This window comes from Corynebacterium sp. ES2730-CONJ, from assembly GCF_024834055.1.
Lineage (GTDB): Bacteria > Actinomycetota > Actinomycetes > Mycobacteriales > Mycobacteriaceae > Corynebacterium.
The window spans coordinates 195,531-222,388 of record NZ_JANUXZ010000002.1 but is presented as its reverse complement, the minus strand read 5'-3'; the positions used below and the strand labels follow the sequence as shown (position 1 = coordinate 222,388).

Below are 26,858 nucleotides of genomic sequence, written 5' to 3'. Positions count from 1 at the left end.
TGACGCTGTGAGGTGGTAGCGGACCTTGGGCGAGTAGGCTGTTCTGAAAAAATATGGTTTAGCAGGTGGGATAGTTCACTCTCACGTTGAAGCTTAATACCTAGAACGATAAAAACTAACGGAGAGCTCAGTCATATTCGCAGATAGGAGGTATCTGGCATCATCGCGGTGGGTGTGAACAAGAAAAGCTCTGCGGTGGAGGTCACAACATCAGCACCCACTGGGCTTATTATCAGAGTGAGAATAACGAACGATTCTTCGCACACTGAGGAAGATACTTAAGCCTCAATTGAAAAGCTCCACTAATATTTGGCAGCAGAAGCTCCGAGGTTCGTCACAGATACACTTCAAATGGGGGCCGGAGCTAAGCGCCTGGCTCCTGTATCTGTCTGAGAGCCTGGACGAGCACGAAGGTGTAATTGGCTATCTCACGCTAACTTCACGCTAACTTCACGCTAACCTTAAGCTATGGCGGTGCACTTGGCGGATTCCGCTTTTGACCTCCAACTCTATGGTGGACTTGCGCGTAGGCCACTCCATGAAGGTGTGAGTCCAATAGGGGGCCAAAATGGCAAGCTTGAAAGCAAGTGGTGGGTGTGGTTTACTATCTGGGTTGCCTTTTATAGGTTTGAGCTCGCGATGCCCGATTCCGGGGCAACGGCGGCTTGAATGCCCTTCGGGGCCGAAAATGGAGGCAGCAGTACATAGACCGCGTGTGTCAGTCCGGAACTCTGCCACACATAAAATTTAGGTCAAGGAGACCCCTAGTGATTCAACAAGAATCGCGTCTGAAGGTCGCCGACAACACCGGTGCACGTGAAATTCTGTGCATCCGCGTCCTCGGCGGCTCCACCCGACGCTTCGCTGGTCTGGGCGATGTAATTGTCGCTACAGTCAAGGAAGCAACCCCCGGCGGCAATGTTAAAGCCGGTGAGGTTGTCAAAGCTGTCATCGTTCGCACCAAGAAGGAAACCCGTCGCGCAGACGGTTCCTATATCAAGTTCGACGAGAACGCTGCTGTGATTATTAAGAACGATAACGAGCCTAAGGGCACCCGTATTTTCGGCCCCGTTGCTCGTGAACTTCGTGATAAGAAATTCATGAAGATCGTATCCCTTGCACCGGAGGTGATTTAATCTTATGAAGATCCATAAGGGCGACATGGTCGTCGTAATCTCCGGCCCCGATAAGGGCGCACAAGGCAAGGTTATTGAGGCTTATCCTAAGACCGAAAAGGTTTTGGTTGAAGGCGTTAACCGCATCAAGAAGCACGTAGCAAACTCTGCCCCAGAGCGTGGTGCAGAGTCCGGCGGAATCGTGACCCAAGAAGCTCCTATTCACGTTTCCAACGTGATGGTCCTCGACTCCGACGGCAAGCCAACCCGCGTTGGCTACCGCCTCGATGAGAACGGCAAGAAAGTCCGTATCTCTCGTCGTAATGGGAAGGACATCTAATCATGAGCGATTACACTCCACGTCTTAAGACTCGCTACCGCGAGGAAATTCGTACCAAGCTCAATAAAGAGTTCTCCTATGATAACGTCATGCAGATCCCTGGTGTCGTGAAGGTTGTTGTCAATATGGGCGTGGGCGACGCTGCCCGCGATTCCAAGCTGATTAACGGCGCTTTGGAAGATCTCACCGCCATCACTGGCCAGAAGCCTGAGCTGCGTCGCGCTAAGAAGTCGATCGCTAACTTCAAGCTTCGTGAAGGTATGCCCATCGGTGCCCGCGTAACCTTGCGTGGCGACCGTATGTGGGAATTCCTCGATCGCCTGCTCACTGTTGCTCTGCCACGTATTCGTGACTTCCGCGGCCTCTCTGATCAGCAGTTCGATGGTCATGGTAACTACACCTTCGGTCTCTCCGAGCAGACCATGTTCTACGAGATCGACGTTGATAAGGTCGACCGCCAGCGCGGTATGGATATCACCGTTGTAACCTCCGCTACCAACAATGATGAAGGCCGCGCTCTCCTGCGTGAACTCGGCTTCCCATTCAAGAAGTAGCATAAAGGTACTAAGGCGAGTAGATCGCCTGAGCATTACTTTCCCACCCGCTCTTGTGATGATCACGAGAGCGGGTGGTTTTGTTTTTCGCCGCCTATCTCCGCCTATCGCCTCACAGTCAGATGAGTAAAAGGTGGTCAATATTACTGCAGGCAACTGGCTCTCCTACGCTAGCCTTGAGGATAACCCCCATACACGGGATTTTTATTGTGCCCACGTCATTTTAAGGAGCCAGCAATGACCTACGAAACCATCCTCACTGAGACGCATGGCCGCGTCGGATTGATTACCTTCAACCGGCCCAAAGCCCTCAATGCCTTAAACAAGCAACTCATGGAGGAGGTCGTTGCCGCCGTAAACATATTCGACACAGACCCAAATATCGGTGCCATTGTGCTCACCGGCAGTGAGCGGGCCTTTGCCGCAGGCGCGGATATCAAAGAAATGTCCACGAAATCCGCACCTGAGATGTATCTCAGTAACTGGTTCTCTGGCTGGGATGGCCTAAGCTCTGCGCGTACCCCGATTATTGCCGCGGTCAACGGCTATGCCTTGGGCGGAGGGTGCGAAGTGGCTATGATGTGCGATTTCATTATCGCTAGTGATACCGCAAAATTCGGCCAACCAGAAGTTAATCTCGGCATCACCCCAGGTATGGGCGGTTCGCAGCGGCTTAGCCGGGCTGTGGGTAAGGCGAAAGCAATGGACATGTGTTTAACCGGTCGAATGATCGATGCCGAGGAAGCAGAGCGCGCAGGCCTGGTTGCACGGGTGGTTCCCGCAGCCGATCTCCTCGATACTGCCCTCGAGGTCGCCACCACGATTGCAGAGCGTTCTTTTATTGCAACCTCCCTCATTAAAGAACAGATCAATACAGCCTATGAGAGCACACTGCAGCAAGGCCTGCTTTTTGAACGTCGTACTTTCCATGCCCTCTTTGCTACCGCGGATCAAAAAGAAGGGATGGATGCTTTCGCTCATAAGCGCGTCCCGGAATTCAAGCACCAGTAACCTCACCGATTAGAGCGCGTAAATCTCCCGCTCAGATGACATAACCCTCAGGGTGGGGGAGAAGAACACTGTCAATAACTCAGGGTTTGCCCTCACCCCGTTTTGGATAATCAGGGTGGTCAAGAATGCTATCCCTTTGTTAGCGTTACTTATAAGAAGAGACATCGCTTTATAGAGCCAATAGAAAGGTCAGCCAGTCATCGTGGCCATATCAGCCGTAGCAAATAAGAGCGTACTTATCGGAGGTTCGGTGCTACTAGCGCTGGCCCTGGCAACGGGCGGGGGAATCTATTATGTCTCCAACAATAAACAGGAAATCAGTGCAGCTGACTACCAGGAGCTCTCCAAGCGAGATAACGCAAAAAAGGTATCCATCTCTGGCACCATCGAAGCCCAAAGCTCGGTGGCGCTAACCACAAACCTGGCAGCACCGGTTAATAAGGTATCTGTCAAAGTGGGCGACCGCGTCCAAGTAGACCAGATCCTTGCGCGTATGGATACCAGTCAGATTGAGCGCCAGCTTGCTACTGCACAAGCGCAGCAAGCTGCCCAAGATGCGGCATCGATTAGCCAAATTCAAGCGGCACAGCGCCAATACGATCAGCTTGTGGGCCTGAATAACGATGGCCTCAACGGGGAAATATCCGCAGCGCAAGCCGCCTTGCGCCAGGCGGACGCTCAATATCAGCGCGCTCAGGCGGAGTATGATTTCCAGCGCTCCCAGGTTGATCGAGGCAATGATCCGAGCATTATCGGCCAGACCGCAGCCGTCGAGGCAGCACGGGACCAGGTTTTAAACTCAGCACTTGAGGCGGCTCGCACCGGTACCACCATTTTCTATCGCGCAGAAGACCAGGCCCGCGATACCGCGGAACTAGCCGCGCTTAATACCAAACTGGCCCAGTTGATCTCGCAACGCGGCCTGGCCACAGATCCCATCGAGATTGCCCGTCTCGACGCTGATATCGCCTCCACCCAGGCCTTAGTAAAAGCCCTGCAGGAGAAACTGAAGCGCTATCCGGAGAACTATGTGGGCGCTGGTCTTACCACTGCCAGCAATGCGGCGGGACTCTTAGCCAGCCTGCGTAACCTCAACGATGCGCAAAATCTACTCAATAATACCCTCGGGGGCGTGGATCTAAAGCTTCAGAATGCCCAGCGGGAACTAGCTCTGGCCTTTGATGCTAAGAAGGATGCTGCGACCAATGTCATCGCAGCACAGCGCAGTGTCGATAACCAGGTACAAAACCAGCAAGCCGCTATCGATGATGCGATGCGCTCCGCGCGGGCGAGCCGTGCGGCCAATGGAGCATCAAATCAGCAGTTGCAAGTAGATATTGCCTCCGCCGAGGTGCGCAGCCCAATATCTGGAATTATCACCCGCGTAGATGCCAAAGAAGGCACCCCGGCTACCGGTCCCTTGATGATGGTGGCCGATGACCGTCGCCTCATTATCCACTCCACCATCAAAGAGATCGATATCTCCAAGGTAAAGGTAGGACAAGAGGTAGATTTCACCACCACCGCTACTGAGAATAAGAAGTTTAAGGGTCGCGTGTCCTTTATTTCACCGGCTGCTAGCACCGATGGCTCTACCGCTATGAACCCCCAAGCAGCAGGTTCTGGACAAACTAGTTCCTCCAAACCTACCTTTCCAATTGAAATTGAGGTTATAGGCGACCGAGACGGCCTCCTATTAGGCAGCTCTGTTAAAGCGAAAATTATTACCGAAAAAGCCAGCGATAACCCTCTCGTATCCAAAGACTCCGTGTTTAAAGGTCCCGACGGAAATTTCGTGCTCGTTGTCGCGAAGGAGGATGGCACCGATATTATTCGCAAGCGCCGCATCGACCTGGGTAAGGAACTTGACTTCGATTATGAGGTCACGGGCGGAGAGGTGAAGACGGGTGATCGCATCCTAGGTGACTATCAGCGCTTCATAACCGATGTGGATGATGAGGTTGAGGTTGCCGAAGACCCCGCTGCTGCACCATCAACCACCGCGCAATCTGGGGATGACGTCACAGTGGAGAAGGTTAATTAATGACTCAAATCGATAGTATGCCGCCGCAGCTTATTGATATGAGAGGCATCTACAAAACCTTCAATGCTGATACCGAGAATGAGTTGACTGTGCTGCATAATTGCGAATTCGACGTCGCTGACGGGGAATTTGTTTCCATTGTCGGGGCTTCCGGGTGCGGTAAATCCACGTTGATGAATATCATTGGGATGCTCGATCGTCCCACACGTGGAAAATACCTGCTCGAAGGGGTGGACGTCCTCGATCTTCGCGATGATCAGGCTTCGCGCTACCGCAGTAAACACATCGGATTCGTTTTCCAGAACTTCAACCTCATTGGGCGCATTAGCGCTAGGCAAAATGTGGAAATGTCGATGATGTACGCAGGTGAATCCCGCAAAGAGCGCGAAGAACGCGCTATGCATTTACTGGATATGGTGGGTATGGCCGACCGCGCAGGGCACGCGCCGAGTGAATTATCGGGTGGGCAGAAGCAGCGTGTCGCTATTGCCCGCGCCCTTGCTAATAACCCCTCGCTTATTCTTGCCGACGAGCCCACCGGTGCCCTCGACTCCAAAACTGGCCGCATGGTGATGGACTTATTTCATACCCTCAATCAAGAACAGCAGCGCACCATAGTCTTTATTACCCACAACCCCGAGCTGGCTAAAGAGACGACCCGCACGGTCACGATGCGTGATGGAGTGCTGCGCGGTCCCAGGGCTCCCCGAGATCCTGAGCTGATTAAGGCAACCCAACGGGCCACAAATCGAGGTGACCACCAGTGAGCGTACTTGAATCGCTGAGACTCGCATGGAGTAATATCGCCGGCAATAAACTGCGCTCATTGCTGACGCTTTTAGGTGTCGTTATCGGTATTGCTTCCGTGATCGCTATTCTTACCCTCGGGCAAGCTCTGAAAGTGAATGCCAATTCCAGTCTGGCCAGCCTTGGTGCGGCCGACTACTCCCTGCAGATCCAGCCCACTTTAAGCGAAGAAGAGCTCGAAGAGCTCGGCGGGGAAGACGCTTATTTTTACTTCGGACCACTCGAGGACCCCGAGGATGGCATTAGCGAAGATATGATCGAGCGCCTTCGTCAGGTTATGGGTGATGACCTCGCCGGTGTTGCCATCGGTGATCAATCGGCTAGTTTTGGTAATTTCAACTCTGGTGAAGCAGACGCGGACGGAACCGTTAGCTTTGTGAATGAAGATTATGCTACTTTGCGGGATATTCCGGTTGAGGTGGGTCGCGGGATTTCGGCCGACGATATTGCCAATAGCCGTCCTGTGGCGGTGATTTCAGATCAGCTGGCGCAGGCGCTTTTTAAAGGAAATGTTAAGCGCGCTATTGGATCCACACTCGATTTTGAATCCGAAGAGAGCTTCGTCAGTGTGAGCGTGATTGGCGTGCAGAAACCAGCAGAAGGAAACCTCTTCAATATCAGCGGCCCGCGAAATGCCGCTCTTATGCCGTATTCCCTCCAGGAGTACTTCACCGGTGAGGAGAACTATTGGCAGAATATCTTTTTGCGTAAAGGGCCGCGCATTGAGCCTGCGGAATTTATGGATAAAGTCTCATCCTTCTTCGAATCCTATTACCAGGACAACCCCGACTACAACGTACGGGTTTTCGACGGGGCGCAGAGCTTGGCGATTCTCAATACCTTCCTCTCGACCATCAGCGCGGCCATCGCCGCGATTGGCGGTATCTCGCTTTTTGTGGGCGGTATCGGAGTAATGAATATTATGCTCATTACCGTCACCGAGCGCACCAGAGAGATCGGTATCCGCAAAGCCCTCGGTGCCACTAGGCGCGATATCCGACGCCAATTCGTTATCGAAGCCATTGTCGTGTGTATGATCGGTGGACTTATTGGCCTTGCCACCGGATCGATCTTGGGTATGATTGGCTCCTATTTCATGGGCGGGGTGACTGCTCCTCCGCTCTGGGGCATTCTAGTATCCATCGGATTCTGTTTAATTATCGGAGTATTCTTCGGCTGGTATCCCGCCAATAAGGCTGCAAAATTAGACCCCATCGAAGCGCTGCGCTACGAATAGAGCCCACAGAAACCCCCTAGGAGAAATTCCTAGGGGGTTCTATTCCGTATGCGAGGAGTAATTAGCGGGGGATGAAGTGATTGAATGCTGCTATAACGATCGCTGCCAAACCGATGAGGCCAGCAATGACCCCCACCACTATGCCCACTATACGTCCAACGCCCATATCCTGAGGATTGGCGGGTTCATCAGGTTCAAGGTCAGGGGTTGGCTGCGCAGATGTCGTTGGAGGTTGCGGAGCTGGGGAGGGAGTGTGAGAAGGTGCGGGATCGTGATTGGCCTTCGGGAGTGCTCCGTAGGCCAGCTCTAAGAGCTGTTGATTTGTCTCGGCATCGCGCTCTATAGCGGGGCGCATACCGGTGTTAGGAACCAGCGGATCTACGACCGTAACAGTCAACTGCTTAGCATGGTCGGTTAACGGGTGGCCTGGATAGCGCTTCTCGTCGCGATCATTGTTGAGCTTCCGACACGCGGCGTCGGTACTTAAGCCCAATTCGCAATCTACAAAACCTTGAGCAATGTCGTAATTAACCACCGCGAACGGGGAGATCTCTGCAGTAGGTGTGCCTGCCTCGAGGTCACCGATAATATCGCGAAGGCGGTTGGCACCATCGGAGACGATTTTCTCGCGGTTATTGATCAAAGCAATACGCTTATCGAGGCTATCCTGCGCTTTTAGAGCATCACGGCGGGCCAGTAACTCTGTGGAGCTTTGGCGCAGCAACTCTAGTGCCCGTTTACTTTCGTTGAAGTCAAAGCCCACCTTGCTGAGATCAAGAGCTCTAGCTGCAGCATCACCTTCCACCTTCATCATCGCAAGACCCAACCGAGCCTTGGCGATATAGCAATTATCCTCAGATAATTGGTGGGCTTGGTTCATCTTCGGGGTACGCTGCGTATAATCTGCGTATTTTTGCTGGTAGGCAGCAGTGTGATAGACGTGGCGCAATTGGCTTAGGGCGTGGAAAGTATGCAACTCGCCCATATACTGGGCACTATCAGCAGCCTTGTCCACATAGTATTTATGCGGCATGGCATCACTAGTCTCTATCTCATAGCCATCAACGTTAGTCTCATGAGCTATCCCCTGAGGAATGACAGCTGTAGAGGCAGGCAGCAATGCGGCGCCAGTGGCTAGTGCACTAGCAAGCGCCACACCAGACAATAAATGACGATAATTGTGCATGATATGTCCTTTCATCTTAAAGATCTATATACGCGGAAGGAACTGAGCCAGCAGCCCGAGATGCTGCGCGATGAAGCCACCAATGAGCCCAATAGCTGCAAGAACCGCAATGATGATGCCCGCAATGGCGCCACCACTAAGTCCGGTTTCACTTTCGGGTATCGGGGTAGGAGCCGGGGTCTCGTCCTCAGAGAGATTGAGCAGATCATCATTCTGAGGAAGTTTCTCTGGCCACAGTTCAGCGAGCTTCTCGCGGCTGGCGAGATAGGTTTGTCGTGCCTCGTCGACGCGCATACGAGCGGCAGTAACTTCAGTATCAGAGCCTGCTTTATTCACCGCAGCGAGATTTTCTAGCGCCTTGTTCAGGCGAGAGCGGCTATCGGTGAAAATCTGCCATGCCAATTGCTTATGTTCGCGAATTTCGCGCCGGTGGGCTTCCTCTGGGGTTTCGGTGCTCAGAGCTTCGCGCGTGGGATCGACAATATGCACCAGCTCATAGTGCTCGATCCCGCTGGTATTATTTTCCACCACAGTGGGTACGAAAAAAGATCCGTTAGCAAGCGCAAGGAAATTGCCTTGGGTCCTATTGGAGGTTTCGCGCCCATTGGGAATATCAAAAACGCGCTCTTTTCCATCATGAGTGACAGGTGTGAAAGTTGAGGGGTCGAACCATATAAGCTGGCCACGCTCACCAGATAACATGACTGGCTGATTCTGGCTATCCCAACTAACTCCTGCCCACCCTGTGAGATCGGGGCGTGCTGCTAAGCCTTGATCCGCCGTCACATCGCGATTGGCATAGATCAGCCGCTGAACTTGATTGCTACCGGCTGAGGTGAAATTATTCCAGCGGATAATGTCGGCCCCATTATTAGCCATAGCCGGCATCGACTCATTGGAATTATCCTCTTGTGACCCCGGCATGAATTTTGCCACCGCCTCAGGCTCCCGGGCGCGGGGATCAATGCTGATCAAGGCCTTGCGCTTGGCCGAATTCTCACCATTGAGATAGATATCCGCATTCGAAGAATAAACGAAAGTGCCATCAGGCATACTGAGCAGCACTGTGGCCATGGGCTCTGGCGCAAAACCGGGGGCGTAGGGGCTATCACCCGCAATATCGTTCGTAGCAAAGAGCTCTGCCGCCGAAGGCAGGACGATATCGGAGCTGATAGCGGGAGTATCGCCGCCGGAAATAATATTGAGGTGGCCGATCTTTTCCACCGTAGGGGTCGATGATTGGTTGTTCTCCACCGAAATGGCAATAATATCGCCAGTCGTATCGTGCACCCCAATGCTATAAACAGTGCCTTTGGTTGTGCCAACGGGTTCAATTTGCCCGAAGCCAGAACTGGTGACCTTTACTCTTTTAATGACAGAGCTGAAGCGATCGAATCTACTTGGGGATTCACTGAAATAAAAATAGCCGTGAACGGCGTCAAACGCGGCAATATTATGGCGCGACAATGGGAAATCCACCTCGGCTATCTGCTTCATGTCGGAATTGATGAGATAGAGACCATGGCCACCCACCGATACCAAAACCTTATCTCCTAATTGGTACAAACCATGGTGCTGATCATAGGTGGCAGGCGAGCGCCACTTCTGCTGCATGACCTCTAGCGAACCAGTATCAGAATCAGGCCGTGCTCCCTGCCCCTTGGCACTAAAGGAGAGCGGATCGAGCCCTTGACCTGGTTCATAGAATTCGGAGAACATACGATTGCCCTCGGTCGTAAGCGTGGTTGGAATATTCTCCCAATTGATATAGCCCGTATCTTGTTTAAAAGCACCGCCGGCAGTGGAGAGCCGAGCAATCTTTACTGGCTCGCTCGGGGCATAGTAACTCTTATCCTGGTACTGCTTACTGCGCACGGTGGCCTCGAGGTACGAGCCTGAGTTATCGATAACTATCTTGGGATTGCGAAGGGTCATATCAAGATCGCAGGTAGCCGAGAGGTCTCGAGCTTTTTCCTTAGTGCCACAATAGTTGCGAAAGCGAACCTCACCACCGAATTGCGCCTCAGTGCGCTGGGTTTCGGAATCAAAACGGTAGCTCTGAAGTGGGAAGTGGAATGTCCGATCGGTAAAAGTAACCCCATCCTCTAAAAAGGTTGGACCGCCGGTGTAATTATTAAAGCTGGTACGAATACCCCAGCGAAGCTCTTCCACCGGAACTTCGCTGGCTACTGCGTGGAGTGGTAGGAGCGCCAGGCTGGTGCTGGTGATCAAAAGGGCGCGTGATATTGCTAAAAGTCGCACAGTGAGTTGCTTGCCTTTCGGGAACAGGGAAAAACGAGACTAGGCGGTATTGGATATTTCTACCAAAATAGCACAGGGATTAGGCTTACCTAATATTGCCTGATCGCAGGTCGTGTCCAGGAAACGAGTACCCATAAGTTTTGTACGAGAGCGGGCGGGGAACTAATGCGGAATGCGGGAGGGCTGCACTAATGCAGGGAGTGTTGCTAAAACTCCGTTAGTCCGCGTACGCGGTCCTCTTTAAACTCGCGTGGGCCCCGGGGCGGACTGATAGGAGCGGAGCAATGGGAGAGGGAAGAAGTAGAGCTTGGCTCCCTCTCAGCGACAAAGGTGTGCTGATAAAAGTGAATAGAAGAATCGCGGGCCTTGAACGGAGAGTTCGGTATTCAGAGAGATGTCTAACTGAAAAGGGGATAGGGGAATTTGATCCGATGCCCGACCATTTTGTCAGAGATATAAATTCCGTCTGCTGCGCAAGACCTTACCTTGCTTCGTAGCAACAGGTGGATTGCAACAGGTTATATCACGACTTTCATACATACGTGATACCAAAGTTTCAATTCGCTTCATAGTGACAGGTGGATTGCGACCGGGAAAGCGGCAGTGCACTGTGTCATTGTTGGTTTGTTTCAATTCGCTTCATAGCGACAGGTGGATTGCAACAGAACCTAACGAATACACCCCACACCCACAAAGGATAAAGTTTCAATTCGCTTCATAGCGACAGGTGGATTGCAACTCCGCCCATTTTTTGTGGGCACCTAGCAGGGAGTTTACACCCCACTTTCACGCGAGCCAATTTTATCTCCTTAAACATTGTTGAAAATATCTAGATATTTCTGTTTGCCCAGCTCAGAGACTTCACGAGAGAAGTGCCTCTTAGCGCACTTCTCAAGATCTCTACGCCTAGGTTTGTAAAAAGCGAACGAGTAGGTAAGGGCCATCTTTAGATATTTCTAAACTGTATCTGCCCCAACGTCATTATGAATCAACTTTATCTCAGGCGTGCATTCAATAGAAGTGTGAAGTTCGACTCTGCCAGTTTGACGGTTTGGCGACATTGCGATGGGAAGAACCTTCCAGGACTCGGCACTACTCTTCGAGTCTTGATTACACCAGAGGACAAATAAGCGGCGTCTTTTAAGTGCCTGGCTGGCATCGCCTAGTAGCGAAGAGTTACTTAGTCTGGGCCCATTTTTCTGCGATACGAAGGGGAGTTCGCAGGAAGCTCGTGTCAGCTCCCGTTTTCTCCTGGTCCCTATCCGGTAAGAGTTCCATCGATCGTAAGGTGGCGAGCTTTTATCCAGTATTCAAACCTGTGGCGGGGCGGGCTTAGGGAATCATATACCGCGGGGCGAGCGGGAGCCTTTATCTCCATAACTTTGAGGTCGAAGTGCTTGCCCGACTAGTTAGAGACCTCAAAGGTTGTTCGTTGTCACCGTCGGCAATGTAAGGGACCAACCGAGTCCAGAAAGATATACATGGAAGCCTTCATCGTTGTAGAGGTCAAGTTTTATCACCGTGACCGCAAACTTTAGTGTGCGCATATATTTCAAAGGTTTGAGAGTCACGATCCCTGACTCCCTTTTATGGTTCTTCACGGGAGCCTCTATGTGCACGGGGGTACTTCACAGATCTCCACAGCAGGCTTCGGTATATTTAATTAGCGATACACTCGCCGAGCTTGCCGCTCCGAAAAGGCAGGCCTGTGCTTAACTGCTTATAATGTCCACTCGAGGGAGTTAGTCGTGCCCGCACTAAATATTTACTGCGATGAGAGTACGCATTTACCCAATGATGGTCAGCCGTACATGGTCTTAGGTGCAATAATTTGTCCTGCAGCACGATCGCGCGAGGTGGCAGTAAGACTTCGAGAGATCCGAGCTAAGCACCAGATCCCGGGTACGCTCGAGCTTAAGTGGACGAAGGTTTCCCCATCGAAACTCGGGTTCTACCGCGATATTATTGACTACTTCTTTGATGATGATGACCTGAGCTTTCGAGCCGTTGTGGCGTCCAAGCGCGGTCTCGATCACGCGCGCTTTGGTCAGACGCACGACGATTGGTATTACACCATGATGTTTAATCTCATCCGCAACGCAATCCCCGCCCACGACGAGGCATTCGTCTACTTCGATAAAAAAGATACCAACGGTCAAGACAAAATCGATCGCCTGTCTCAATCACTCATCAACGCGGAGTACGACTTCAGCAGGAGCAATATCCGCCGAATGCAAATTGTGGAATCGTACCAAGTCGGTCTACTACAGCTTGCTGATCTACTAATCGGCGCTATCAATTACGCAAATCGAGGGGATACGGCGAGTGAAGCTAAAATGTATCTGATTGAAAGAATCAGGGAACGCTCAGGGATTAATCTGATTCAGAGCACGCTGCCCTCGGAAACGAAAATGAATATCTATCGGTGGCGAGCTCACAAATGAGTCCGCACCGACCCTTCCATACGGGACCAGCTTTCGATCAACGATCTATGTCCCTCGATGAATATATCGAGAATCTGTACCAAATATTCCTTGCAGATCTAGTTGATCGTCCGCTTCCTTGGAAAAGAGATGGCCTAAGCGTCAGTCTCCGCAGGCACCCCGAAGTTGATGGACGTCATGCAATTTTTTGGCATATTATCTCTGGCGGGTCAGGATCAGAAGCCTCACGAAGAATAGAACCCCATCGCTGCATTCGGATTCGCTGGATCCGACTTCTCGTTGAAATCTTCAATATCGAATTCCCCAAGGAAACAGACATTCGTTGGTGGATTGACCGCAAGAGATCTTCGCAACTGCGCTACGTGATCACCAGGCCTGAGTTTGACTATATCGTTGTGATAGAACAGCGTGAACGATACGCCTTGCTTGTTACTGCATACTATATCGATCACGAGCATCGCCGTCGGAAGCTTAAAAAGGAATGTGATACTTTTTGGCAACAGCAAGAGCCGCCCACATATTGAACGGCTCCAGATACTCCTTCAACGCATGGTTGATGAGCTAGGGCAATCATAACACCAAATCTAGGTTCAGGGAAGTGCATCACGCACGGACACGTTATACCTACTCCCTAGAATTTTAGGAGGTTATCTAAGCGGCCTCATGGGTTGAGGGTGTACAGGGCTGGGGTCTGTGAGAAACCGAGACCATCATTCAACTTCTGAATGCGAATGCTGAACTATCCAGATTGCTTTCAGGTGGGCTCTCGTCGTAGCACTGTCGCAATGAATCCGTTGAGGCTCAACCCTCACCAGGGAACAGGAACGCACATTGCACGTGGTCTTAACACTGTGCCTGCTCAGCGTGGGTGAAGGATTCAACCAATCTGGGTTCACACCAAGTGACGTGAGTTTAAGTCGCTATGAGATGGAACCCTAGAAGTAGCGGTAAGGTGGCGCTTCCTGCCTGTCCCCTAGGGATCCCCCTTTAACATTCATCGAGTGCATGATTAAGATATGCGAGAACTGCGAGGGGGACGGCCTTCGAACTCTAGCCAGAAGGCTGACTTCAGGCGTGTCAGAAGGCCCCCTAGGTTAGGCGTAGAGATCCTTGGCTAGCGATTGCATGGACCCGGGCCTGTGGAAAACGGCTGTATGAGATTGGTGAAGGTGTGCTGATCGCGCTTCCAGAGCTCATTCTTTGCTTATTCGCCACGGGCCTCCACTCCTTTAGGGGGTTAAGGCCGGTGAGAATGGGTGACCCCACACCAACCCTAGGTTATATGAAAACCAGAGGCCCGTTGGGAGAGAGTTTCAATTTTCCACCAAAAACCTAGAAAAACCTCGCGAGTAATCCTAGGTGCTGCGCCACCCCAATAATTGCCGCGATGATCGCAAGAACGCCAATAACGATTCCAGCGATAGCGCCGCCGCTTAAACCAGACGAATCTTGATCATCTGGATGTGGTAGCGGGGTGGGGTTGTCAGGGATACTCGGCATGTCGGGGAACTGTGGGGTATAGGGGCGGCCAAAAATTTCCTCGTAGGCTTTTTTAGCTTTGTTATAGCTATTGATCGCCAGTTCGAGTCGGGCGGCTACATTTCTAGCCTCTACCTCATTCTTATTTTTCAACGCCTGGATATGGGCCCGCTGCAGATTACGCACCTCTTCTTCCGTGCTCTGCGCGATACGTAGGGAGATGCGTTGCTGCTCTTTGAGCTTATTAAGTGCCTTTTCTTCTGTCGTTTCGGCGCTCAAGGGCTCGCGGGATTCATCGCGCAGGCGAATGAGTTGGTACTTTTCGTCGATACCCTTCCGGTAGGTGGGGATAAAGAAGCTGCCGTCGGAAAGTGCGAGCAGGTTATCTTGGTAGACCTCGAATAATCCGTTGCCATCGCGAATGCTGAAATCTCGCGGGGAGTCACCTTCTTGCTCAAGGCGTTCCAAGGTATCGGGATTGATCCAGACGAGCTTCGAATGAACGCCGTCGACTACAACGAGGTGTCCGTGGCTATCGAAGGTGGCGCCAGAAATTCCGACGACGGAATCTACTGGTTGTGGACTGCGTACTTGGGTGAGCCGGCCCGATTGGTAGCGCAAACTCTCCGCGAGAGAATATTGAGCATCGTCATTCTTATCCCACCGAATGATCCTCTCACCATCAGTGGCGATGCCCTCGAGGACCTGGGTGCCCTGATAGCTCGTGGAAGCAGGGAGATACTCGGCTAGGTGGGCTGGATCATCTGGATTGATATGCACCAGGATATTGCGCAAAGTTCGATCAGAATCTTTCAGCCGAGGGGCAGCCAAGCTGTGGTAGATAAAAGAACCATCGTCCATGCTGAGCAGGCGCGGTGCCGTGAACCCCGCAAAGAAAGTGGGAGCATAGGCCGTGGTCTCATCAGTAACCGCTGCTCCCAGAAGTGTTGAAGTGTTGGGTAGGGTGAGGGGAGCAGAGAGGGTGCCCGTGACAGGATCGACGATATACAGTTCGGCCGTGCGCTCATCTACTGGAATATCAAAAGACTGGGGCTTCTCTGCCACGCTGATTGCTACGATACGCCCAGTCTGGTGGTGGACGGCGAGGGCGAAAATAGGATTGTTGGTGCTACCGAGCCGTTCCTCTTGGCCGAAGCCGGTAGCGGTGACTTTCACTCGGAATAAGTCAGAGCTAAAGCCTTGGCGGTATCCATCGTGGGTATGTGGGTCCCACTTGGTGTAGTAAAAATAGCCATGGTCCGCATCGAATGCATTGACTCCATTGGTAGCAAGAGGGGCAGCAAATTGAGCCCTATCGCCAAGCTGCGGGTCTACTATGTGGAGACCTTCGCCCGTCACCGCCACGAGTGCTTTGTTGCCGTGCTGGTAAAGATTATGGCGGGCGGAATCATAATCTTTCGGCGATATCCACTCACCGCTTTCGGCTCGCAGATTCGACCGATCGCTGGATAGACGCTGACCCTCGCCATGAGTACTGAAGGAAATCGCATCGAGGGAGCCCCCTTCACGGTAGAAATTCGAGAAAGTCTTAACGCCCTCTGCCGTAAGGGAGACGGGAATATCTTCCCAGGAAATAGTTCCCTCAGCCTTGTTGGCTGCGAAGATGCCTCCAGTGGTCGCGAGCTTTCCAATGGCTACGGGTTCATTGGGGGAGTAAACCTCATTCTTTAGATACTGGCGTGAAGAGACGGTGGCATAAAGATAAGAGCCTTCCTTATCTATTACAACTTTAGGATCCTTGATTGACAGATCCAGATCGCAGTACACATTGAGGTCGCTACCGTCTTGGCCATTGCAGTATTTCCGGTAAACAACCTCGCCTTCGAATTGAGCTTCTGTATGCTCGCGAGTGGCATCGAAACTATAGTCCTTGAGCGGAAAGGTGAAAGTATAGTTTCCCGGGTCAGGCTGGGTCGCCCCACCGTGGACGAAGGTAGGTCCGTTGGTATAGGAGTTAAAAGACGAGCGGATGCCCCAGCGGAGAGAATCCATGAGAGCGGGTGCCGCCGTGGCAGTGGCTACTGGGAATACTGGCAGCAGACTGCTCAGGCTGATCATGGCCACTAGACGGCTGATACGAAATGCGCTCAAGACATATGTCCTTTCTACTGTTTTAATTCACACCAGTGATATGATCATCGCCTCGCAACTGTTGAGTGCACGTCTTACGTTAACAAGAGCGGCAAAAGCAGAGATACCTTGTGGCAGTTGCAGCCGAGTAGGGCGTGAATATATATCGTGGTTGATGCTCACCATACGCGGGCTGGGATAGGTTTACCTAACTTGAGATGTCAGCGGGGAAGTTGGGAGCAAGAGCGCACACCAGTCACGAGGTGCAAGAGCCGAATAGCCTACCGGTGAAAGCCTTGTATGAAGATTGTCTGCTGAGACAATCGGTGGAATTCCGTATCATTTACGTTTCTTAACCTACGGGCTAAACCAGCCCGTATAGGCGTTCCGCAGAGCCACCGGGGATAAAGGCCGGGGATGAGGGCAGCAGCGGGCGAAACGTTAAGATGTGCGCAGAGGCGTCGATAAGCGAGGGCGATGGGGGCTTGTGCCTCTTGTTGCATGTGGGGGTATAAGCGTGTAGCGTTATCGCTTGGACTTTTATGCACCGAGCAGGTTATTTTCTGGATAATCTGTGTGGTCATCAAAAGCTCCCCAAGACAATTTTTCAACCTACATTGTTGTAGGCCCCCCGCCTTGTGCGACCGCAACCAAAGAGCAGCGAGCTTCCCCACTATTGAGTGAGGGCGGCGAGAGTGGCCAAAAGCGTGCGGTAACGTGATGAAGGTGGCGTGGAACCGCAACGAGAAAGGCTATAAGGGTCTCTATCTATGACCATGACTGATCCTATTGCCGACATGCTGTCGCGCGTGCGTAACGCTAACCACGCACACCACGACACCGTGTCGATGCCTTCCTCCAAGCTCAAGGCAAATATTGCTGAGATCTTGAAGTCAGAAGGCTATATTGCTGATTACACCGTCGACGATGCCAAGGTTGGTAAGACCTTGACTCTCGAACTGAAGTACAGCCAAAGCCGCGAGCGTTCCATTTCTGGACTGCGCCGCGTATCAAAGCCAGGTCTGCGCGTTTACGCAAAGTCCACCAATCTGCCTAAGGTTCTTGGCGGCCTCGGCGTGGCTATCATATCCACGTCCCAGGGTCTGCTGACTGACCGTCAGGCTCACGAGAAGGGTGTAGGCGGAGAAGTTCTCGCCTACGTCTGGTAAGGGAGGAGCGAGAATATGTCACGTGTTGGTAAGGCACCCATCGCTGTTCCTGCCGGCGTCGATGTTAAGATCGACGGCCAGTTTGTAGAGGTTAAGGGCCCTAAGGGCACCTTGTCTCACACCATCGTTGAGCCGATCAAGGCGCAGCTGGAGGATGGCCACATTGTTGTGAGCCGCCCAGATGATAGCCGCAAGAACCGTTCACTCCACGGTCTGTCCCGCTCTTTGGTGAACAACCTCGTGGTTGGCGTCACCGAGGGCTACACCATCAAGATGGAAATCTTCGGTGTGGGCTACCGTGTACAGGCTAAGGGCAAGAACCTTGAGTTCGCTCTCGGCTACTCCCACCCAGTGTTGATCGAAGCACCGGAGGGAATCACTTTCGCCGTTGATGGAAACACTAAGCTGTCCGTCTCCGGTATCGACAAGCAGAAGGTTGGACAGGTCGCCGCCATTATCCGTCGCCTGCGTAAGGATGATCCTTATAAGGGCAAGGGTATTCGTTATGAAGGCGAGCAGATCCGTCGCAAGGTCGGAAAGACGGGTAAGTAAAGCATGAGCACAACCGAAAATAACAACGGAAAGCGTTTGCCGGTAGGTAAGGATATTTCCACCCGCCGTCGCATCGCCCGCGCACGCCGCCACTACCGTATCCGTAAGAACCTGCGTGGCACCGCTGAGGCTCCACGCCTTGTTGTTCACCGCACTTCTCGCCACATGCACGTCCAGGTGATCGATGACCTCAAGGGTCACACCTTGGCAGCCGCTTCCTCCTTGGAGCAAGCAGCCGCAGTTGAGGGCGATAAGAAGGCTAAGGCAGCCAAGGTCGGTCAGCTGATCGCTGAGCGCGCCAAGGCAGCTGGCATTGAAAAGGTCGTCTTCGACCGTGCCGGCTATAAGTACCACGGCCGTGTTGCTGCACTGGCCGACGCAGCTCGTGAAGGTGGTCTGAAGTTCTAATGATCATCTCTAATAACAACAACGGAAGGAACGCCTAAATGTCCGGACGTGAACGGCGTGAAGGCGGACGCTCCGCCGATGAAAATAAGAATGAGCGCCGCGGTGGACGCCGCGACGATCGTCGTAACCAGCAAGATGAGCGCTCTCAATATATTGAGCGCGTAGTTACCATCAACCGCGTGTCCAAGGTTGTCAAGGGTGGTCGTCGCTTCAGCTTCACCGCACTTGTAATCGTGGGCGACGGTAAGGGCATGGTTGGCGTAGGCTACGGCAAGGCCAAGGAAGTCCCAGCAGCCATCCAAAAGGGTGCAGAAGAAGCACGTAAGTCCTTCTTCCGCGTACCTATGGTTGCCGGCACCATCACCCACCCAGTCCAGGGTGAAGCAGCTGCAGGCGTCGTTATGATGCGCCCCGCTGCTCCTGGTACTGGTGTGATCGCTGGTGGCGCTGCTCGCCCAGTGCTTGAGTGCGCGGGCATCCAGGACATTCTCTGCAAGTCCTTAGGCTCCGACAACGCTATCAACGTGGTGCACGCTACCGTTGACGGCTTGAAGCAACTGGTTCGTCCCGAAGAGGTAGCCGCTCGCCGCGGTAAGACCCTCGAAGAGGTCGCACCAGCTCGTATGCTGCGCCAGCGCGCGGGACAGGAGGCTTAAATCATGGCCCTGAAGATTACCCAGAACAAGGGACTGGTGGGTGCCAACCCTAAGCAGCGTAAAAATATCGCCGCTTTGGGCCTCAAGCGCATCGGCCACTCCGTCGTCCGCCCAGACAATGGTGCCGTGCGCGGTATGGTTCAGACCGTACGCCACATGGTCACTGTCGAAGAAGTGGCAGGGGAGTAAACAATGAGCGAAGTAATTAAGCTTCACGACCTGCGCCCATCTAAGGGTGCACATAAGGCAAAGACCCGGCTCGGCCGCGGTGAAGCCTCCAAAGGTAAGACCGCCGGTCGCGGTACCAAAGGTACCAAGGCTCGTAAGCAAGTTTCGGCTGGCTTCGAGGGTGGTCAAATGCCAATCCACATGCGCCTTCCTAAGTTGAAGGGCTTTAAGAACAACAATAAGGTTATCTACCAGGTAGTCAACGTTGCTGATCTGCAGGAGCACTTCCCAGAAGGCGGAGATATTAAGGTCGCCGATTTGGTAGCCGCTGGTCTCGTGCGCGCTAATAAGCCCGTAAAGGTGCTCGGTGAGGGCGAGCTGACCGTCAAGGTCACCATTGAGGCACAGAAATTCTCCAAGTCAGCTGTTGAGAAAATCGAAGCAGCTGGTGGATCTGTCTCCGAAGCATAATAGGGCATAATTTGGCCTTATAGTTTTAACGCTTAAAAGATCACCCCTCTCTCTATCCTGTTGTGGCATAGAGGGAGGGGTTTTCTGTGCCTATAGCTCTCCTTCTTCATCTCCCGTAAGGGCCCACAGCCTATGATTTCTTCAAGTGCACATGCTGCTGAGAGTTTTGGCCTAAGATCCCAGGGCGGGTAAGGCTGACTATATGACTTTTTTCACGGCGGTTCCCTTCTGCCTTTTTGGGCCTGGTGACTTAGAGTTAGGAGCTAGTGTGCGCCGTCAATCGTTCTTAACGTCCGTGCGTTAATTGAGCGACAAGGTCGTACTGACGCTAAAGAAAACACGAATTCGCTGAGTTCGTGGACGTGAAAGGATTACGGGATGACGCTCAATGATGTGATCGACAAATCGGTAGCAAAAAAAGTGCTCCTTCTCAATCACTCACCAGCCCGCTTGGCCGTTCGCGCCATTCTCGCCGGAGTCTATCTCACCCTCGGTACTGCCTTTGCGGCCCATATGGGGGATAAGGTCGAAGCCCTAGCCCCAGGCCTCGGTGGACCAGTCTTTGCCATGCTGTTCTTTGTGGGCCTGGCGGCAATCATTTTATTGGGGGCGGAACTGACGACCTCCAATATGATGTATATGTGTTTTGGGCTCTACCGCCGCGTGATTTCCGCGAAGAACGCCACCATCATTTTGGTCCTCAGCACCGTCTTCAACCTTATCGGGGCCCTCATCGTGGGATTCCTCCTTTCCCGTTCGCATGTATTCGCTCATATGACTGATACCCATCTAGCGGCGGAGATACTCTCCCATAAATTAGATAAAGACCCCGTCGGTTGGATCATCGAAGGCATTGTGGCCAATTTCGTGGTCAATATGGGCATTATTGGCGCATTGCTGCTGAAAGACTATCTTGCTAAATTCTGCATGCTTCTCTTTGTCATCGCCATCTTTGTGGGCCTGGGGACCGAGCACGTTATTGCAAACTTCTCGCTGACGAGTATTGTTGGCTTTGCATCTTCTCCGCTGCCAGAACTATTCACCTCCGCACAGATAGGCCAGAACTGGCTATTTGCCTGGATCGGCAACCTCATCGGCGGTGGTGTTTTCATGGGCCTCGGTTATGCCTGGCTTAATGCGGGCCCCGATGGCTATGTTGACCATATCCAATAAGGATCTACCAAAGGGCAGCGGCGCGACCTCAGTGTGACTGTCGAGACGGGAGTGATCAGTAGTTCTTCCGGTGGCGATCAACGAGGTTTACCCCCTGCCTTTGCTCCCGTTAGGGGGATGAGGGGAGTAGTGTAGTATGCCGCTGGCTTTAGATGGTGGTAGAGTACAAAAGTCAAACATTGTCCATTTTCTTCCGCGCACTTAGTGCACCGACTTTTGAGCGTTTGCCGCTAGGAGAGTCATAAGCTATAAGCGCGGGAGATTAATCAACGAGCACGAAGTATTTAGCGCTGCTATATCGCTTGAAAAGTCTCCACTGATGTTTGATCCATGTACCGCCTCCATCGACGGACTATGGCCAAAAAGAGTGGATGATTTTTTGAGTATATTTAGCGGCGGCGAATACCTGGGAGGCCTGAGTGTCCGCCATTATCCAGGCATTTAAGGATGCGGATCTTCGTAAGAAAATCCTCATCTCACTTGCATTGATTATTCTCTACCGCGTGGGAGCCCAAATTCCATCGCCAGGTGTAGATTACGCCTCAATATCGGGGCGCATTAGGGAATTAACCTCCGACTCATCGAGTGTTTATTCCCTGATTAACCTTTTCTCCGGTGGCGCGCTCCTGCAGCTATCGATCTTCGCCATTGGTGTCATGCCCTATATTACGGCGTCGATTATTGTCCAGCTGCTTACCGTAGTCATTCCACGCTTCGAGGAGCTGAAGAAGGAGGGGCAGTCGGGTCAGGCTAAGATGGACCAATACACCCGTTACCTCACTTTGGCGCTGGCGCTGCTGCAGTCCGCGGGTATTGTCGCACTCGCAGACCGCGAGCAACTCCTAGGCTCAGGTATTCGAGTCCTCCAAGAAGACCGCAATATCTTCACCCTCATCATTTTGGTTACCACAATGTCTGCTGGTGCCATTCTTGTGATGTGGCTTGGCGAGTTGATCACTGAGCGCGGCGTTGGCAACGGCATGTCGCTGCTTATCTTTGCCGGTATTGCCACCCGTCTCCCTTCCGATGGTGCTAATATTCTCGCCAGCTCAGGGCAACTCGTTTTCGGCCTTGTTGTCTTCGCAGTCATCATCTTGGTCGTTGGCGTGGTCTTCGTTGAGCAAGGGCAGCGCCGCATCCCCGTCCAGTACGCCAAGCGTATGGTGGGACGCCGTCAGTATGGTGGTTCGTCCACCTATCTGCCGCTCAAGGTCAACCAGGGTGGCGTGATCCCGGTCATCTTCGCATCGTCGCTGATTTATATGCCCGTGCTCATTACCCAGATCGTGAACTCCAATACCTTTGAGGTTCCCGATAACTGGTGGCAGCGCAATGTCATTCAGTACCTGCAAACGCCATCGTCATGGCAGTATATCGTGCTGTACTTCTCCCTCATTATTTTCTTCAGCTATTTCTATGTCTCGGTTCAGTACGATCCGAACGACCAAGCTGACAATATGAAAAAATACGGCGGCTTTATCCCTGGTATCCGTCCCGGCAAGCCAACTGCAGACTACCTGTCCTATGTGATGAACCGCCTGCTTTTCGTGGGCTCTCTCTACCTTGGCTTCATCGCTGTATTGCCAAACCTCATGCTCGAGTTCGGGGTGAGCTCTCAATCGGGCTCAACACCTTTCGGTGGCACCGCGATCCTCATTATGGTTTCGGTCGCCCTGACAACCGTCAAACAGATTGAATCTCAACTGCTGCAAAGCAATTACGAAGGACTCCTGAAATAATGCGTATTGTTCTCCTCGGCCCTCCTGGGGCAGGCAAGGGCACGCAAGCAGCTATCCTCACCGAAAAGCTGGGTGTGCCGCATATCTCTACTGGTGATCTGTTCCGCGCCAATATCGGCGAAGAAACTCCACTCGGAATAGAAGCAAAGCAGTATATCGATGCAGGCAAATTGGTGCCTACCGATCTCACTGCGCGCATGGTGGAATCTCGCCTGAACGAGAAGGACGCAGCACAGGGATTCCTCCTCGACGGATTCCCACGCACCGTCGAGCAGGCCGATCTTTTAGATACCATGCTCGAGAAGCAGGGCCATCAGCTTGATGCAGTGGTGCAGTTAGATGTTGCTGAGGATATCGTTGTTGAGCGTATGCTCGCTCGTGGCCGTGCCGACGATAATGAGAAAACAATTCGCACGAGGCTTGGGGTCTACCGCGAGGAAACCGCGCCACTTATTGAGCACTACGGCGAGAAGATCCTCAAAATTAACGCCGAGGGAAGTATCGAAGATATCAGCTCTTCCACGCTTCAGGCCCTCGGTCGCTAAAACAGTGCACACGCGCTAAGAAAAGCTCGCTCCTAAAACGCTTAATCGTCCCCTTTGTACCAGGCCGAAAGCTTTGACCAGCTCAACTAGCCTCTGCTCATGCGAGTGAGGTAAGGAGGAACGGTCTTGCTTTCGGCCTTTATAGCTATGTACATGCCGCGCCGCCTCGGTATAGTCCTGGCGGCCGTACCTGCCACACGGAGCAGGCAATGAGGTATAACTGCCTCAGTCTTTTATCCTTTCGACTATTTCCAAGGAATACTCATGGCCTTTCGTAAACGCCGCACAACTATCAAACCCAAAACCCCAGCCGAATTAGATGCTATGCAGGCTGCTGGCGAAATCGTGGGGAAGGCGCTGACTGCCGTGCGCGACGCCGCGAGCGTAGGCATGAGTACGCTGGAGCTCGATCGCATCGCCGAAGATATTATCCGCAGCAACGGCGCGATTCCCACTTTCAAGGGTTACGAAGGTTTTCCGGCATCTATTTGCGCATCCGTTAACGAAGAGATCGTGCACGGTATCCCGCATCCGGACGTGCGCTTGGACGAAGGAGATCTCGTCTCCATTGATTGCGGCGCCACACTCGATGGCTGGGTGGGAGACTCCGCTATTAGCTTCGGCATTGGTGAGTTGGCCGCCGATATCCAGGCACTTAATGAGGCCACGGAGTATGTGCTCCACCAGGGTATAGCCATGATGGTGCCGGGTCGTCGCCTCACTGATATTTCACATGCGCTAGAGAAAGCTACGCGGAAGGCCGAGCAGAAGTGGGGTTATTCCTTCGGAATCGTGGCTGACTATGGCGGACACGGAATTGGTCGCACCATGCACGAAGATCCGTGGCTGCCCAACGAAGGCAAGGCGGGGCGAGGCCCAGAGATCGTAGAGGGGTCGGTACTAGCCATTGAGCCAATGTTAACTCTGGGTAGCCCTTATTCAATTGTGCTTGATGACGGTTGGACAGTAGTGAGTGAAGACGACACGTGGGCAGCCCACTGGGAGCATACTGTTGCAGCTACTGCTGCGGGGCCACGTATTCTCACTCCCCGCTATTAAGGCAGATAAGGAATGAGGGTGGGGCGGACCCTCGATTCCCCCGGTTATTATCCAATATTCTAAGTCCCATGATCGCTTCACCAGGGGCGGGGATGGTGGATTCGTCAACTATAGTGTGAGTAGTTTCGCTTTCGCTTTTCCAGACCGTTATAGTGGTAGCTATGATTTCTCAGCACACGAATAAGAAGTCGGCGACGAAACGCCGCGTAGCCTCGGCTGCGGCAGCCTTTACCATGGCTCTTGGCCTCGCCGCCACCCCAGCAGCAGGTGCCCAAGACTTTGTCGGCGGCTCCTCCGATATTCTCGGCAACGTGCGCGAGGGAGCTTGGCAGACTCGCCAAAATATATATCGTCACGCAGATGCCACATTCAATCCCCAGGTTGCTGAAGGTATTAAAAACGCAACCGATGGTGCCGTGAATTTCGTTTTCCCAGGCCTTATCCAAGAGCGCGAGCGCACTTTCGACTATGGCCCCTGCCCCAAAACCGCCCGGGTATGTGTTGATCTCGCCCGCGAGCGCGCATGGCTGCAGGAGGATGGACATGTAAAGGGCGGAAATGTACGCATTTCTGCTGGAGCCCCTGGCTGGGAAACTCAAACTGGCAACCTGCGCGTGACCCGCAAGGTACTAGACGAGGTATCCTATGTCTTCAACAATGCCGCCATGCCTTATGCTATTTACTTCACCCATAACGGCCAAGCCTTCCACGAGGGTGATCCTGATCTTTGGTCGCACGGCTGCATTCACCTCTACCGCGATGACGCCATTGCCTTCTGGAATCACTTACAGGTAGGTGACCCGGTCTTCATTTACTAGGCTGAAAGTAGTGGGGGCTGAACGAATCCCCCCCAATGCTCACTGCCAATATCTAGAACGCGGTTATTCTCACGATATGGGGATAGCCGCGTATTCTTTTGGTATCTCTGGATATATTTAGCGGGGTTGTGGTGGTGACACGCCGTTGTCAGTTAGGAAAATATCCAGGGTATGTGTACTATGGGCAGATGGTGCAGATGTGTTTTGTCTGTGCTATTCCAGTGGTAATCAAACGAACCGGCCGACAGGCTGGGGAAATGCAGAGGATATGGCTAAAAAGGAAGGCGCTATCGAGGTTGAAGGTCGCATTGTTGAACCTTTGCCTAACGCTATGTTCCGTGTTGAGCTCGATAACGGACACAAGGTTCTTGCTCACATTAGTGGCAAGATGCGCCAGCACTATATTCGTATTCTTCCCGAGGACCGGGTAGTAGTGGAGCTTTCTCCCTATGACCTGACCCGTGGTCGTATTGTTTACCGCTATAAATAAACTATTCGCCTTCATGCTTCACTGAATTTTCACGTGTGGCAGGGGCTTTTTGGGCATTATTCCCTAAAGGAATAGCTCCAGGCTCCTTCTAGCGTGAGACTTTCATCCACACCTTTGGCCGCGGTGGCTAAAGCCTTGCACTTTTATTTCAAAGCCCTACTCATCCCGGCTTCCGATCCGGGTGAGGGGGTTAATTGGCAGGGACGAGCATGGAGAAAACCACCGCAACAACCGGAAAGGTACCGCCACTATGGCACGTCTTGCTGGTGTAGATCTTCCACGCAATAAGCGTATGGAAGTCGCACTTACCTATATTTACGGCATTGGCCCCGCCCGTGCTAAGCAGTTGCTCGAGGAGACCGGCGTCTCCCCGGATCTACGTACCGACAACTTGAGCGATGAGCAGATTGCTGCTCTGCGTGACGTTATCGAGGGAACCTGGAAGGTCGAGGGTGACCTCCGCCGCCAGGTCCAGGCAGATATTCGTCGCAAGATCGAAATTGGTTGCTACCAGGGTCTGCGCCACCGTCGTGGGCTGCCTGTTCGCGGCCAGCGCACCAAGACCAACGCCCGTACGCGCAAGGGTCCGAAGAAGACCATCGCCGGAAAGAAGAAGTAATCCATGCCTCCAAAAGCACGCGCTAATGCACGCCGTTCTGGGCGTCGCGTCGTTAAGAAGAATGTGGCTGCAGGCCACGCTTATATCAAGTCCACCTTCAATAACACCATTGTGTCCATTACGGATCCCTCTGGTGCTGTGATCGCTTGGGCATCCTCTGGCCACGTTGGCTTCAAGGGTTCCCGCAAGTCCACTCCATTTGCCGCTCAGCTCGCTGCTGAGAATGCTGCCCGCAAGGCCATGGAGCACGGCATGAAGAAGGTTGAAGTTTTTGTGAAGGGTCCGGGCTCCGGCCGCGAGACCGCAATTCGTTCCCTCCAGGCTGCTGGCCTGGAAGTTACGTCAATCTCTGATGTCACCCCACAGCCATTCAATGGCTGCCGCCCACCCAAGCGTCGTCGCGTTTAAGGAAAGGAAAAAG

The 26,858-nt window shown here is 52.8% G+C and carries 26 protein-coding genes; 23 read left to right on the top strand and 3 right to left on the bottom strand.

The window, feature by feature from the left end; all coding sequences use genetic code 11:
- The first annotated feature begins 767 nt into the window (after nt 1–767).
- The 7 genes from rplN (at nt 768) to NXS13_RS03250 (ending at nt 7,108) form a co-directional block, all read left to right on the top strand.
- On the top strand, nt 768–1,136 hold the full coding sequence (rplN, locus tag NXS13_RS03280; protein ID WP_259077338.1) for a 50S ribosomal protein L14: 369 nt from the start codon (nt 768–770) through the stop codon (nt 1,134–1,136).
- Nucleotides 1,137–1,140: 4 nt separating this feature from the next.
- A complete protein-coding gene (gene rplX / locus NXS13_RS03275; RefSeq protein WP_259077336.1) occupies nt 1,141–1,455 on the top strand; it encodes a 50S ribosomal protein L24 in 315 nt (104 codons plus the stop codon).
- Entirely contained in the window at nt 1,455–2,009 is a 555-nt protein-coding gene (rplE, locus tag NXS13_RS03270) for a 50S ribosomal protein L5 (RefSeq protein ID WP_259077794.1), read from the top strand. The genes rplX and rplE overlap by 1 nt, the downstream gene beginning before the upstream one ends.
- A gap of 237 nt (nt 2,010–2,246) precedes the next feature.
- Entirely contained in the window at nt 2,247–3,020 is a 774-nt protein-coding gene (locus NXS13_RS03265) for an enoyl-CoA hydratase (protein WP_259077334.1), read from the top strand.
- A 202-nt stretch (nt 3,021–3,222) separates the two neighbouring features.
- The gene (locus NXS13_RS03260) at nt 3,223–5,064 is read left to right on the top strand and encodes an efflux RND transporter periplasmic adaptor subunit (protein ID WP_259289356.1); all 1,842 of its coding nucleotides are present in this window, start codon (nt 3,223–3,225) and stop codon (nt 5,062–5,064) included.
- A gap of 17 nt (nt 5,065–5,081) precedes the next feature.
- Nucleotides 5,082–5,831, top strand: coding sequence for an ABC transporter ATP-binding protein (locus tag NXS13_RS03255; protein ID WP_310470301.1), 750 nt, complete (start codon nt 5,082–5,084; stop codon nt 5,829–5,831).
- A complete protein-coding gene (locus NXS13_RS03250; RefSeq protein ID WP_259077329.1) occupies nt 5,828–7,108 on the top strand; it encodes an ABC transporter permease in 1,281 nt (426 codons plus the stop codon). The genes NXS13_RS03255 and NXS13_RS03250 overlap by 4 nt, the downstream gene beginning before the upstream one ends.
- Before the next feature lie 61 nt (nt 7,109–7,169).
- Here the strand turns inward: NXS13_RS03250 and NXS13_RS03245 are convergent, their stop codons facing one another.
- Complete coding sequence (locus NXS13_RS03245) at nt 7,170–8,294, bottom strand: hypothetical protein (RefSeq protein ID WP_259158011.1); 1,125 nt, start codon at nt 8,292–8,294, stop codon at nt 7,170–7,172.
- A 24-nt stretch (nt 8,295–8,318) separates the two neighbouring features.
- Nucleotides 8,319–10,556 carry an HtaA domain-containing protein gene (locus NXS13_RS03240; RefSeq protein ID WP_259289355.1) on the bottom strand — a complete coding sequence of 746 codons (2,238 nt, stop codon included), beginning with the start codon at nt 10,554–10,556 and terminating at the stop codon, nt 8,319–8,321.
- 1,748 nt (nt 10,557–12,304) lie between these two features.
- Between NXS13_RS03240 and NXS13_RS03235 the strand changes: the two genes are divergently transcribed.
- Both NXS13_RS03235 and NXS13_RS03230 read left to right on the top strand, forming a co-directional pair.
- Nucleotides 12,305–13,000, top strand: a complete 696-nt coding sequence (locus NXS13_RS03235; protein WP_259077324.1) for a DUF3800 domain-containing protein — start codon at nt 12,305–12,307, stop codon at nt 12,998–13,000.
- Nucleotides 12,997–13,524 (top strand): hypothetical protein, encoded by a 528-nt coding sequence (locus NXS13_RS03230; RefSeq protein ID WP_259289354.1) that lies wholly within the window; start codon nt 12,997–12,999, stop codon nt 13,522–13,524. The genes NXS13_RS03235 and NXS13_RS03230 overlap by 4 nt, the downstream gene beginning before the upstream one ends.
- 808 nt (nt 13,525–14,332) lie before the next feature.
- Here the strand turns inward: NXS13_RS03230 and NXS13_RS03225 are convergent.
- On the bottom strand, nt 14,333–16,591 hold the full coding sequence (locus NXS13_RS03225; RefSeq protein WP_259289353.1) for an HtaA domain-containing protein: 2,259 nt from the start codon (nt 16,589–16,591) through the stop codon (nt 14,333–14,335).
- A 749-nt stretch (nt 16,592–17,340) separates the two neighbouring features.
- On the opposite strand from NXS13_RS03225, the gene rpsH reads away from it, so the two are divergent.
- From rpsH to rpsK, 14 genes are all read left to right on the top strand, one after another.
- Nucleotides 17,341–17,739 (top strand): 30S ribosomal protein S8, encoded by a 399-nt coding sequence (gene rpsH / locus NXS13_RS03220; protein ID WP_259077320.1) that lies wholly within the window; start codon nt 17,341–17,343, stop codon nt 17,737–17,739.
- A 15-nt stretch (nt 17,740–17,754) separates the two neighbouring features.
- Nucleotides 17,755–18,291 carry a 50S ribosomal protein L6 gene (gene rplF / locus NXS13_RS03215; RefSeq protein WP_259077317.1) on the top strand — a complete coding sequence of 179 codons (537 nt, stop codon included), beginning with the start codon at nt 17,755–17,757 and terminating at the stop codon, nt 18,289–18,291.
- A gap of 3 nt (nt 18,292–18,294) precedes the next feature.
- On the top strand, nt 18,295–18,699 hold the full coding sequence (rplR, locus tag NXS13_RS03210) for a 50S ribosomal protein L18 (RefSeq protein ID WP_259077315.1): 405 nt from the start codon (nt 18,295–18,297) through the stop codon (nt 18,697–18,699).
- Between the two features lie 38 nt (nt 18,700–18,737).
- Nucleotides 18,738–19,355: a 30S ribosomal protein S5 gene (gene rpsE, locus NXS13_RS03205; RefSeq protein ID WP_259077314.1), complete on the top strand. Its 618-nt coding sequence runs from the start codon at nt 18,738–18,740 to the stop codon at nt 19,353–19,355.
- Between the two features lie 3 nt (nt 19,356–19,358).
- On the top strand, nt 19,359–19,544 hold the full coding sequence (gene rpmD, locus NXS13_RS03200; protein WP_259077313.1) for a 50S ribosomal protein L30: 186 nt from the start codon (nt 19,359–19,361) through the stop codon (nt 19,542–19,544).
- Between the two features lie 3 nt (nt 19,545–19,547).
- Nucleotides 19,548–19,994 carry a 50S ribosomal protein L15 gene (gene rplO, locus NXS13_RS03195; protein ID WP_259077312.1) on the top strand — a complete coding sequence of 149 codons (447 nt, stop codon included), beginning with the start codon at nt 19,548–19,550 and terminating at the stop codon, nt 19,992–19,994.
- Nucleotides 19,995–20,372: 378 nt separating this feature from the next.
- Nucleotides 20,373–21,167, top strand: coding sequence for a formate/nitrite transporter family protein (locus tag NXS13_RS03190; RefSeq protein WP_259077311.1), 795 nt, complete (start codon nt 20,373–20,375; stop codon nt 21,165–21,167).
- A gap of 419 nt (nt 21,168–21,586) precedes the next feature.
- Nucleotides 21,587–22,906 carry a preprotein translocase subunit SecY gene (gene secY, locus NXS13_RS03185; protein WP_259077310.1) on the top strand — a complete coding sequence of 440 codons (1,320 nt, stop codon included), beginning with the start codon at nt 21,587–21,589 and terminating at the stop codon, nt 22,904–22,906.
- Nucleotides 22,906–23,451, top strand: a complete 546-nt coding sequence (locus tag NXS13_RS03180; RefSeq protein ID WP_259077308.1) for an adenylate kinase — start codon at nt 22,906–22,908, stop codon at nt 23,449–23,451. The genes secY and NXS13_RS03180 overlap by 1 nt, the downstream gene beginning before the upstream one ends.
- 264 nt (nt 23,452–23,715) lie before the next feature.
- Entirely contained in the window at nt 23,716–24,510 is a 795-nt protein-coding gene (map, locus tag NXS13_RS03175; RefSeq protein WP_259158019.1) for a type I methionyl aminopeptidase, read from the top strand.
- A gap of 161 nt (nt 24,511–24,671) precedes the next feature.
- Complete coding sequence (locus NXS13_RS03170) at nt 24,672–25,328, top strand: L,D-transpeptidase (RefSeq protein WP_259077306.1); 657 nt, start codon at nt 24,672–24,674, stop codon at nt 25,326–25,328.
- 268 nt (nt 25,329–25,596) lie between these two features.
- A complete protein-coding gene (gene infA, locus NXS13_RS03165) occupies nt 25,597–25,818 on the top strand; it encodes a translation initiation factor IF-1 (protein WP_005519800.1) in 222 nt (73 codons plus the stop codon).
- A 250-nt stretch (nt 25,819–26,068) separates the two neighbouring features.
- Nucleotides 26,069–26,437 carry a 30S ribosomal protein S13 gene (rpsM, locus tag NXS13_RS03160; protein ID WP_259077305.1) on the top strand — a complete coding sequence of 123 codons (369 nt, stop codon included), beginning with the start codon at nt 26,069–26,071 and terminating at the stop codon, nt 26,435–26,437.
- A 3-nt stretch (nt 26,438–26,440) separates the two neighbouring features.
- Entirely contained in the window at nt 26,441–26,845 is a 405-nt protein-coding gene (gene rpsK, locus NXS13_RS03155; protein WP_259077304.1) for a 30S ribosomal protein S11, read from the top strand.
- Nucleotides 26,846–26,858 lie beyond the last annotated feature (13 nt).